Annotated in this window: 8 protein-coding genes; 3 read left to right on the top strand and 5 right to left on the bottom strand. The window is 57.6% G+C overall.

The genetic code is table 11. From position 1 onward, the window contains the following. Positions 1–798 (bottom strand): peroxidase family protein (locus VK738_10070; GenBank protein ID HTD22989.1); only part of this gene is annotated, 798 nt, incomplete at its 3' end. 95 nt (positions 799–893) lie between these two features. Here VK738_10070 and VK738_10065 point away from each other — a divergent pair. After that, entirely contained in the window at positions 894–1787 is an 894-nt protein-coding gene (locus VK738_10065) for a LysR substrate-binding domain-containing protein (GenBank protein HTD22988.1), read from the top strand. Positions 1788–1982: 195 nt separating this feature from the next. Here VK738_10065 and VK738_10060 read toward each other — a convergent pair whose 3' ends face one another. Then, a complete protein-coding gene (locus VK738_10060) occupies positions 1983–2429 on the bottom strand; it encodes a MarR family winged helix-turn-helix transcriptional regulator (GenBank protein ID HTD22987.1) in 447 nt (148 codons plus the stop codon). A 53-nt stretch (positions 2430–2482) separates the two neighbouring features. Between VK738_10060 and VK738_10055 the strand changes: the two genes are divergently transcribed. Further along, the gene (locus VK738_10055; protein HTD22986.1) at positions 2483–3178 is read left to right on the top strand and encodes a hypothetical protein; all 696 of its coding nucleotides are present in this window, start codon (positions 2483–2485) and stop codon (positions 3176–3178) included. Positions 3179–3279: 101 nt separating this feature from the next. Beyond that, the gene (locus VK738_10050) at positions 3280–5673 is read left to right on the top strand and encodes an Ig-like domain repeat protein (GenBank protein HTD22985.1); all 2394 of its coding nucleotides are present in this window, start codon (positions 3280–3282) and stop codon (positions 5671–5673) included. A gap of 932 nt (positions 5674–6605) precedes the next feature. On the opposite strand, the gene ftsZ is transcribed toward VK738_10050, so the two are convergent. From ftsZ to VK738_10035, 3 genes are all read right to left on the bottom strand, one after another. Beyond that, the gene (gene ftsZ, locus VK738_10045) at positions 6606–7898 is read right to left on the bottom strand and encodes a cell division protein FtsZ (GenBank protein HTD22984.1); all 1293 of its coding nucleotides are present in this window, start codon (positions 7896–7898) and stop codon (positions 6606–6608) included. Positions 7899–8153: 255 nt separating this feature from the next. Further along, on the bottom strand, positions 8154–9374 hold the full coding sequence (ftsA, locus tag VK738_10040; protein ID HTD22983.1) for a cell division protein FtsA: 1221 nt from the start codon (positions 9372–9374) through the stop codon (positions 8154–8156). A gap of 66 nt (positions 9375–9440) precedes the next feature. Further along, entirely contained in the window at positions 9441–10547 is a 1107-nt protein-coding gene (locus VK738_10035; GenBank protein ID HTD22982.1) for an FtsQ-type POTRA domain-containing protein, read from the bottom strand. Between the last annotated feature and the right edge of the window lie 156 nt (positions 10548–10703).

The following is a 10703-nucleotide window of genomic DNA, read 5'->3' as shown; positions in this document are numbered from 1 at the left end:
CGCGACCGTCTCCACGTCGTTCATTGCCATGCGTGCGAAGGTCTCACGAATGTCGCGAGCGGATGCGATCGGGTCCGGCTGGCCGTTCGGACCCTCCGGATTGACGTAGATCAGGCCCATCTGAACCGCACCGAGAGGATTCGCCAGTTCACGATCTCCGCTGTAGCGTTCGTCCGCCAGCCACTTGCCTTCGGGACCCCAGAAGATGTCCTCTTCCGGCTCCCAGACGTCCTCGCGCCCGCCGCCAAAACCGAAGGTCTTGAATCCCATCGACTCGAGGGCGACGTTGCCCGCGAGAATCATGAGGTCGGCCCAGGAGACCTTCCGGCCATACTTCTGCTTGATCGGCCACAACAGCCGGCGCGCCTTGTCGAGGTTCACGTTGTCCGGCCAGCTATTGAGTGGCGCGAAGCGCTGCTGCCCGGCTCCGGCGCCGCCACGGCCGTCGCCGATACGGTACGTACCTGCGCTGTGCCACGCCATCCGAATGAACAGCGGCCCGTAGTGGCCAAAGTCGGCCGGCCACCACTCCTGCGAGTCCGTCATCAAGGCATGAAGGTCTTTGATCACGGCATTCAGGTCGAGGCTCTTGAATTCTTCCGCGTAATTGAACTCCTGGCCCATCGGATCGGACAAGGGCGAGTGCTGGTGAAGCATGTTCAGGTTCAGCTGGTTCGGCCACCAGTCGGCATTCGTCTGCGCTCTGCGAGCGCCGTGCGCGACCGGGCATTTAGCTTCGTTTGACGAGGTTTGTGCTTGGGGGTTAGCCCCCACTGCGGCTGTGAGTTCTTTTTCCATGGTGTTTCAATTTTACATTGTCGAAGGCAGAGGTAAAATATATCTTTCCTATGATTGCTATAGGATTTGCATCTTAGAAGTTTCGTCGAGGTCCAATGGAAGTTCACCAACTTCGGTATTTCTGCGCAGTCGCTCGCCACGGGACGTTCACGCGCGCTTCTAAGGCAGAACACATCGCACAGCCGTCGCTCTCGCAACAGATCCTGAAGCTTGAAGCGGAGTTGGGTGCGCGGCTCTTCGATCGCCTGCCCCGCTCTGCCAGGCTAACGGTGTTCGGCAAGGCCTTCCTGCCGAAGGCGGAACGCATCCTTCGTGATTTGGAGGAGGCCCGGACCGCGCTTCGCGATATGTCCGGTAACCAAACGGGAGAGGTGGTCGTCGGCATCATCCCGACCATCGCTGCCTATCTGCTCCCCAGGTTGCTGAATAACTTCACCGTGCGGCATCCACTGGTAGCGATCAAAATTATTGAAGACATCACGCCGGCCCTGCTGCAGCGCTTGCAGGAGGGAACGATTGACATCGCAGTCGTAGCGCTACCGGTTGCCGGAAGTGAACTCGCCATCGTGGAGCTGTTCGAGGAGAAGTTCTACGCAGCCCTTCCAAAGAGACATCGCCTTGCCTCGCGCGCTTCCATCAGTCTGGCGGAGCTTAACCGCGAACCGTTTCTGCTGTTAAAGGAGGGCCACTGCTTTCGCGACAGCCTGATCGCAGCCTGTCAAAAGTTGAGGATGTCGCCGAGTATAGTGTTCGAAAGTGGCCAGTTTGCCTCGATACTGGCGATGGTCTCGGCCGGAATGGGCGTATCGGCGGTACCAGCCATGGCCGTGCAGCCGCAACCGGGATGCAAATTCATTCCGATCTCAGGTAAGCACAGCACGCGCACAGTTGGCATTGTAACCTCGCGCCACCACTACCAGAGTAGCGCACAGCGTCTCCTGATGAAGCATATGCGGGATGCCTGCGCCGAACCTGGGCGCGCTGTCTGACCTTGGGTCCAACCGCCAAGAGGATACTTCCCCATGTCCCCGGCTGCAGGCAATCCGGAAGCTAACCCGCAGCGAATAGGTTGTGACAATCTACATTATCGCCACCCATCGGCATCGCGGATAACTTCCCATTGCCGACACTTTGAAGCAAATCGAACCCAGCCAAAGAAGAGATTTCTCCACACCTTGGGATGATCAGGAGAGTGCCCGTAGATCGTTCCGGAGGCGCTCGGGTTTGCGATCGCCAAGCAGACCCTCAACCGCGAGGTGGGTACTCTCCCAGATAAGAACGGCGCGCGCAAGCAATCTTCGCCCCTTAGGCGTCAGCGTCATCAAACGGGCGCGGCCGTCGGCCGGGTCCACCATGATCTCGAGCAGAGCGCGGTGCTGCAGGGGCTTAAGGGCCGCCGTCAGGGTGGTCCGATCCATTGCGAGTAGCGACGCCAAGGCTGCCATACCAGGTGGTTCCGGGCGGTTCAAAGACATCATGAGCGAGAATTGCCCGTTGGTCAGGCCCACAGGGCGAAACGCGTCATCGAAGCGCCGTGCCAGCGCCCTGGCCGCCCTTTGAACATGAAGACAGAGACAAGAGTCGCGGACCAGGAGCGTCGTCGCAAAAGAAGACTTCGGGACCATTGACATAAGTAAATTATATTGATATCAACGTATATTGCCAAAGGGCTTGAGGAAGAAATATGACAGATCATCTAAGAAGCTTCACCTTGGTTGTCGTGCTGAGCGTGATCTGGCAGGCGCACGCACAGGACGCCAAAACACCGTATCCGAACATGGCGCCGCTCGACCAATACCTGATGGAACGAAATGCCGAGATAACGCTGGCGCGGAGCGCTGCCCCGGAATCCATCTCACAGGATGCCGAGGTCATGGTCCTCGGACCGCATGGTTACGAAACCGCGGTCAAAGGCAAGAACGGTTTTGTGTGTATGGTGGAACGGTCATGGACCGCACCCATCGACGATCCCGAGTTTTGGAATCCCAAGCTGCGGGGTCCGCTCTGCCTCAACCCGCCGGCCGCGCGATCTAACCTTCCAGTCACGATCAAAAAAACCGAGTTGGTATTGGCTGGACGATCGAAAGCTCAGATGGTCGAGGGTATTAAAGCCGCTTTCGACAAGAAGGAATTGACCGCGCCGGAGCCGGGCGCAATGTGCTACATGATGTCAAAGCAAGGGTACTTGAGCGACCGTGGTGGGCACTGGCATCCCCACCTGATGTTTTTCGTTCCAGCAACGGACCCGGCAGCCTGGGGCGCTGACCTGCCGGGCTCTCCGGTGATAGCGTTTAAGGACAATTGGGAACGACTGACCGTGTTCCTGGTTCCGGTCACCAAGTGGTCCGACGGCACGGCCGCCCCCGTGGATGGGCACTGACGGATGATAGCCGGTCCTCGACCTTTGACGCAGGCTGTCTGCTGGCGTTACCATAAATACCTGCCTTCGCTGACCCGAAAATAAAACGAGGATTACCTGACATGAAGAGTCACTGTCTATTCGGGTTGGTCGTGGTGTCTTTTATCGCATTGAACCTTCTTGCCTTTTGTACAGTATGTGGTGCCGCACAAGGGAAGACGGCGCATTATGTTTCTGGCCGAACTCCGGTGCAGGGACCGGGACACGAGATTGCGGTTGACCTGCCGGCGGAAGTTAAGCCCACGAGCGCGGCCGCGCCTATCGAGCTTTCGTCTTCGGTGAACAACTGGCGATATATCGGTTATCTGTCATCGGCGATCATCCGAGACATTTCTTTTCCAACACCACTTATAGGCTACGCCGTTTCTGAAAACGGACAGGTGTGGAAGACCATCGATGGAGGCGTGAGCTGGACTGAGATCATGAATCTAGGCTTCCCTTACGAGTGGGAAGGAATCCAGGCTTTAAATGCCAATGATGTAATCATCTCGGGATTCATCGATTCCTTTACCCCGGCGAGGGGGATCATTCGGTGGAGCCACGATGGTGGAGCGAGTTGGACTGGGGACATTCGGCTGACCTCCACCGGCTGGTTGTACCGTGTACGCTACTCGGACAACCTGAACGGATTAGCGTTCGAGAGTCCTACGGCTCAAGGTGCTCCTCCCAACGCTGCTCACTATACCAGCGATGGCGGGCAGACCGCGCCGGACTGGACAGCAGACACGATTGACCCCAATGGGTCTTGGTTCGGCAATCAGTTCAGCCTGCTGCCCAACGGCCATGCCCGTGCTTCAGGCATCAGCTACTGCGACAGCACAAACGGTGGCGTGAACTGGAGTTGTCGCCGGCATATTGATCCGGTCTTCGATGGCGAGACGTTCTTTGTGGATGATCTCAATGGATGGGTGGCTGGCGGTGAAATTTCACCCAATGTCGAAGGCTGGGTGCATCGCACCACAGATGGCGGGGCCACGTGGAGTGACCGCACTCTCGATAGTCCCTGGCCCATCCGCGAGATACGCTTTTTGAATCCACAGTTGGGTTGGGCAGCCGGAGGAAATATCTTCTCGGGAGTGGGCGGAATTTATTTCAGCAATGACGGCGGCCAGAGCTGGTCGTTGGACGTTGATACCGGCCACGAAATGGATGCTTGTGACACCAAGTTCACCAGCTTAAGCAACTACCAGGTGTGGTGCGCAGGCTATAACAATTCGGGGAGTGTGGTTTACAGACTGCGGGTTGGCAATGAGGTTGGAACAACTTTATTCTCCTCAACCAACCCTGCGAAGGTTGGCCAGCCTGTCACCTTGCAGGCTGTTATTGCCGGTCCACCCACACCTATTGGTTTTCCCACAGGCACGGTAGATTTTCGGGATGGCAACACCACGATCGCCTCCGGCGTGCCTCTGGATATTTACGGGAATGCAACATATACAACTGCATTCGCCAGTTCGGGAATACATTCCATCACTGTGGCATACAGCGGCGATCTGAATTACTTGCCTGCCGTTTCGCAGCCATTTAATCAAAACGTGACTGCGGCTGCGACTTCGACGAGCGTTTCGTCTTCCATAAATCCTTCCACTTTCGGTCAACAAATAACATTCACAGCAACCGTCTCGACACTTGCGCCTGGATCAGGGACGCCGACCGGCGCGGTCCAATTTTATGATGGCGGCGCCACGCTGGGAGCGCCTGTCGCACTGACCGGCGGGACAGCCAGCTACGCGAGTTCGTTACTATTGCCCGGTCAACATAGCATCGCGGCCGTACACATTGGGGATGCAAACTTTCTGGGCAGCACGAGCTCTCCGTTCACTCAAACCGTCAATAAAGCCCCGGCGGCAGTCATGGTCGTCACCAACGCTAACCCTTCGCAAATGGGCCAGTCAGTCGGCTTCACAGCTACCGTCTCGGCCCTTGTTGGCGGTGTGCCCACGGGAACCGTGGATTTCAAGGATGGCAATACCACTCTTACAACCGGACAGGCTCTCGATGGATCAGGCACTGCCTCGTTTCTGACCACAACCCTAACCGCTGGGGCGCACTCCATCACAGCGGTTTACAGTGGCGATTCCCTGTATGCTTCCAGCACTTCGCCGGTCCTGACGCAGGTGATTAACAATCCCGGAGACACGGGCACAAGCAGTGCAATAACGTTGGTTGTTACACCGCTGCATCCTGGGCAGCAAAATTCCATTGAGCGAGGGCAAAACGCGACTCTAACGGCGACGGTCTCGCCTTCTCCGGGGACCAATGGCACCGTGGTGTTCAGGGATGGAACGAATGTCCTCGGCACGGTTCCAGTGACTGCGAGCCTGGCGACACTGAACCTAACGACTCCGCTTAGCGTGGGCCAACACACAATCCAGGCAATTTACAGTGGCGGCGGAGGCTTTCAGGGCAATCTGTCCACTCCGCTGACCGTGCTCCATTCCCCCCGGCCAAGATAGGAATTTGACGTAGCGCCAGCGTCTCGCCAGCTGTCGTGGGGGGCACCTTGCCCACACCACGGCCAAAAATAGCAACAAACCCCTCATTTTATGGCTGCTTGCGCTCTGAATATCACCCTTGGTTATGATAAAGTGATATCAAAGTGGTATCAAATCATTGCATTTCAAACAATCAGCGCCCATCATTAAGCGAGAGCGTAGCCCGGTTTTGGCTACGGAAGATAGAACACGCATTCAAGAATGCGGGGCTTGTGCCCCTTAGGTTCTTTGACAACTCGTTTGCGATACAGGGATTCTGAATACTGGCTATACCTTCTTCAAGTCTTGCTGTATCTCGTTTCTGTGATGCTCCCAGCGCTGGAGCCGGGGTCCCCAACACGCGCCGCGCGTGTTGGGGTGGGGGAGGCGCGGTCAGAGGTTAGCCCACCGCGATAGCGGTGGGTAAGCTGGAGAAAGAAGCTGAGCCCTGGAGGGGGCGACACTGGGGACCGGCCACGATCTCGACCTGTTCAGCAAGTACCCCACCCAGACATCAACTTTAGCCGCTAGATATGCGGTGATCAGCGTTATTTTTAGGACTCCAACCACTACCTAGCAAGTACCCCCACCCTCCGCTACTCGGCCCTATTTTGCGGCGGGGGTTTTCTCGGAGGTGAAGGCCATTGGGGACAGCCCATTGCGTTCCTGAGGACTAAGGACTGACGACTGAGGACTTACTAGTGGATCGGCACCATCTCGACCTGTTCAGCAAGTACCCCGCCCCGACATCAACTTTAGCCGCTAGATATGCGGTAATCAGCGTTATTGTTAGGGCTCCAACCACTACCTAGCAAGTACCCCCACCCTCTGCGCTCGGCTTATTTTGCGGAGGGATTTGTCTCGGAAGGCCGCCACCTTGCGTTCCTGAGGACCAAGGACTGGCGACTGAGAACTTACTGGTCGCCCCGCTTCCGGATAAATGCCGGCACATCCAGATCATCCTGCGGGAAGTTGCTGGTGACGTTGCTCTTGACCTGGTCCAGTGACGGAGTTTCACGTGTTGGGGCTGCCGGTGTGCGCTGCAAGGCCGGAGTAAATGTATTTTTAGGCGGAACTTGTGCCTGGCCTCCCGCCTCTGGGGCTAGCCGCTGGGGCTGTGGCAGTTCGGTAGGCTTGCTGGGCGTAAAAGACGAGGCTGCGCGCGCACTGGAGATAGCAACTGCTGCTGCAGTAGCGGAGCGTTCGCGCTGCTGCGATTTGGTCTCGCGGAAGCCGGTGGCAATGACCGTAATCTTGACTTCTTCTTTCATCTTCTCATCCAGCACCGCGCCGAAGATGATGTTGGCGTCCTCGTGCGACGCGCTCTGGATAATCGTGGAAGCTTCATTGACCTCGGCCAGCCGCAGCGAGCTGGAGCCGGTAATGTTGATCAGGATGCCGCGCGCGCCGTCAATGGCGCCGGCTTCGAGCAGCGGGGAGGCAATCGCCGCCTGCGCCGCCTGAGTAGCGCGGCGCTCGCCCTTGGCGGTGGCGGTGCCCATGACAGCAAAGCCCATGCCGGCCATGATGGCCTTCACATCGGCGAAGTCGCGGTTGATGATGCCGGGAATGGTGATGATGTCAGAGATGCCCTGCACCGCTTGCCGCAAGATGTCATCGGCGACGCGGAACGATTCAAAGAAGCCTGCGTTCTGGGCCACGGCCAGCAGCTTCTCGTTGGGGATCACGATCATGGTGTCCACGCACTCGATCAGCTCAGCTAATCCTTTTTCTGCCTGCTGCATGCGGCGCTTGCCTTCGAAGGCAAAGGGTTTAGTGACTACTCCCACGGTGAGCGCCCCCATCTCGCTGGCCAGCGAGGCAATAATCGGCGCAGCCCCGGTGCCGGTGCCGCCACCCAGACCGGCGGTGACAAAGATCATGTCCGCGCCTTCGAGGGCTTCGATGATCTTATCGGCATCTTCCAAAGCGCCCTTGCGGCCGACATCAGGATTAGCTCCCGCGCCTAAGCCATTGGTGAGCTTTACCCCAAGCTGGATCTTGATAGGCGCGCGGCACATCTGCAGCGCCTGCAGATCGGTGTTGGCGGCCACGAACTCCACGCCCTCGACGTGAGCGTCAATCATGCGGTTGACGGCATTGCCGCCGCCACCGCCCACCCCAATCACTTTGATCTTGGCGTTGTTGCGAATCTCTTCGTTGAACTGTATGCGGATATCGCTGTTTTTCGATTTTGGGTCCGTCATGTTCACCTTCTTAGGGCTGTAGTTTAACGTGAGTGATTGCTCGTGCAACGAAATTTCTTTCGAAACCGTAAATTGCATTCGTGCGATCGGAAAACGTTTGTTCTGTGCGCTCCTCCCGCTTTGCGGGATGCGCGCATGCCTGCGGCAGCAAGGAAGTGTTATTGTTCTGCAACTTACGGCACGGCTGAAGCCGTGTCCTGATACACTGCGCTGTGCTCGTGAATAGCATGTCTTAACCGAAAACTGAGTACTGTCTTACATCGATGCCCGCGCCAAAAAAGATCTCAGCCGGGCAGAAAGCCCGGTCTCGTCATCCTGGCGCACATGGCGCGAGCGGTTTCCGTAATAAATCATCCCCAGGACGGCGGCAAACTCAGGCTCAGCCAGCTCTGCCGGCAGCTTGGCCATGGGTGCTGGCCGGCCAATGCGTACCTGTTTGCGCACAACGTTTTCGCAGATTTCTTCCAGCGCGTTGAGCCGGGCGCCGCCGCCGGTGAGCACAAGGCCGGTGGCGCAAAACTCCAGTGCCCGCGACTGCCGCAGATTATCGCGCACATGCTCGAACAGCTCGCGCGTGCGCGGCTCCAGAATCTCGGCCAGGAAGCGCTGCGGCATCAGCCGTGAAGGCCGGTCGCCCACGGCGGGGACCTCGATTTCATTGCTCTCGGGCACGCGGGTCACGACGGCGCATCCGAAGCTGCGCTTGATTTTTTCGGCGTCGGCCAGCGGCGTGCGCAAGCCCACGGCGACATCGTTGGTGAAGTGGTCGCCCCCGATGGGTATGACCGCGGTGTGCACCACAATGCCCTCGTGATAGACGATCAGCTCGCTTGATCCGGCGCCGATATCGAGCAGGCAGACGCCCAACTCGCGCTCATCGGGTTTAAGCACGCATTCCGCGCAAGCCAGCGGCTCAAAGACGGTGTCATTTACCTGGATGCCTGCACGGTTCAGAGCGGTGACAACATTCTGCGTAACGCTGGCGATAGAGGTGATGATGTGAACCTGAACCTCGAGGCGGCTGCCTAACATGCCCACAGGATCGCGGATGCCGTTCTGCTCATCCACAATAAATTCCTGCGGCAGCAGATGCATGGTCTGCCATTCGGCAGGCAGAGGGATAGTGCGGGCCTTCTCCACGGCCTGGCGGATATCGTCGCGGGTAATCTCACGCGCGCGTAAACCCAGGCTCACGCCTCCGCGGCTGTTGACCCCACGCACGTGGTTTCCGCCGATGCCCACCACCGCCGATTCCACGGTCACGCCCGCCAATGCCTCGGCTTTTTCCATGGAGCGCTGCACGCTGGCGGCGGCCTTTTCCAAATCAATGATCGCGCCTTTGCGCGAGCCGCGAGAGTCGCTCAGACCATGGCCGAGATAGCGGATTCCCGTCTCGGTGCTCTCGGCAACAAGGGTGCAGGTCTTTGCGCTGCCAACATCAATGGCTGTAATCAGGTTCTGCTTTTTTGTAACCATACCCACAAAATCTATGTTCGTCTGAGATGCGGAGACGTAGCGGGCTACGTCTCTACAATGCTTTATTTAATGATGCCGCTTGTTATGTGCGTTGCCGGCGGCCGGGTGCGGCGCGGCAACGGGCTTTGGTTTGGTGCTCCTGGGCGCCGTATTCCTGGGTGCTGTGTTGCTCGATGCCTGGGTTTGCGTTGCGTTGCCGGTTGTGGAATCGGTGCGCTCACGATTGCTCGAGGTCTCGGGATTGACGATGACCTGGTGGTCGTAACGAAGGTCCACCGACTCCACTTTTTTGAACTGCTGGCGCCAGTCTTCTATGTGCGCCAGATAAATCTTATAGCGTTCGAGAAACTGACTGCTTCCCAGGTGTATGAGCACAGCGCCTTCGGGATCAGCCACGGTAATTTTCACGTCTTCCGGGTCAGAGAGATCAACCTCGCTGATGGAGCTGGAGTAGTGCGCGCCCTCCGAATCGAGGTCATGCACAAGCTCTCCGTAGATTTTCATGCGGGCGGCGCGGGTGGAGAGCGGGTCAGACTCCTCCATGCCGGCGATCACGGGGAAAGAATATTTGGCGGCAGAGTGCGGCGGCAGCTCCAGCACCACACCACTCGCGTCAATGAGCGAGACTTTGGAACCGATACGCACAAAGCCTATGGGTGTACGCTCGTGAATCTCGATCCTGAGATGGTTGGGCAGCAGACGCATCACGGTGGCCGATTCCACCCACGGGATCTCTTCCAACTGCTTTTTGCGGTCCGCTAAAGGGACAAAGAAGATGTTGCGGCCGATGTCGCCGCCTACGATCTCCATGACCTGGCCGTGGGTGACGTTCTGCGTGCCGGCAACTTCAATGTTGTCGCTGGAATCAATGCGGAAGCGCCAGGAACCGGTGCCGTAGAAATAAGCCGTGGCCAGCGCGGCAGCCACTACACCGAGAAGCAAGAGTGCAATTGAAACCTGCTTCAGCCGGTTGGCAGTTTTCTTGGGAAGCGCTCCGCGACGTACCGGGATGCGTTTCTGTGCACGCAGGAAAGAAGATTCTTCGTCGGTATCGAGATCAACGACGCGGCTGTCGAGTTCGTTGTCAACGTCTTCTTCCGCCTGCGCTGCCACTGCAGGCCGCCGGGTCCGACTTTCGCGCTCGGGGATATAGAAGTCGTCGTCTCGAGACATTTCTCTATTCAACTATAACTTTATTTGATGCAAATAGATAAGAGGAATTTTCCACAGGGGCGATTTTGTTAACCACAGAGGCACAGAGAATTGAGTAATCGGGTAACTGCGTAATTGTGTAATTTGAGCTTATGCGCACAAATCAATTACCAAATT

This window comes from Terriglobales bacterium, assembly GCA_035487355.1.
Taxonomy (GTDB): domain Bacteria; phylum Acidobacteriota; class Terriglobia; order Terriglobales; family Acidobacteriaceae; genus QIAW01.
The sequence above is the reverse complement of the archived record's forward strand: the minus strand, read 5'-3'. Positions and strand labels throughout refer to the sequence as shown.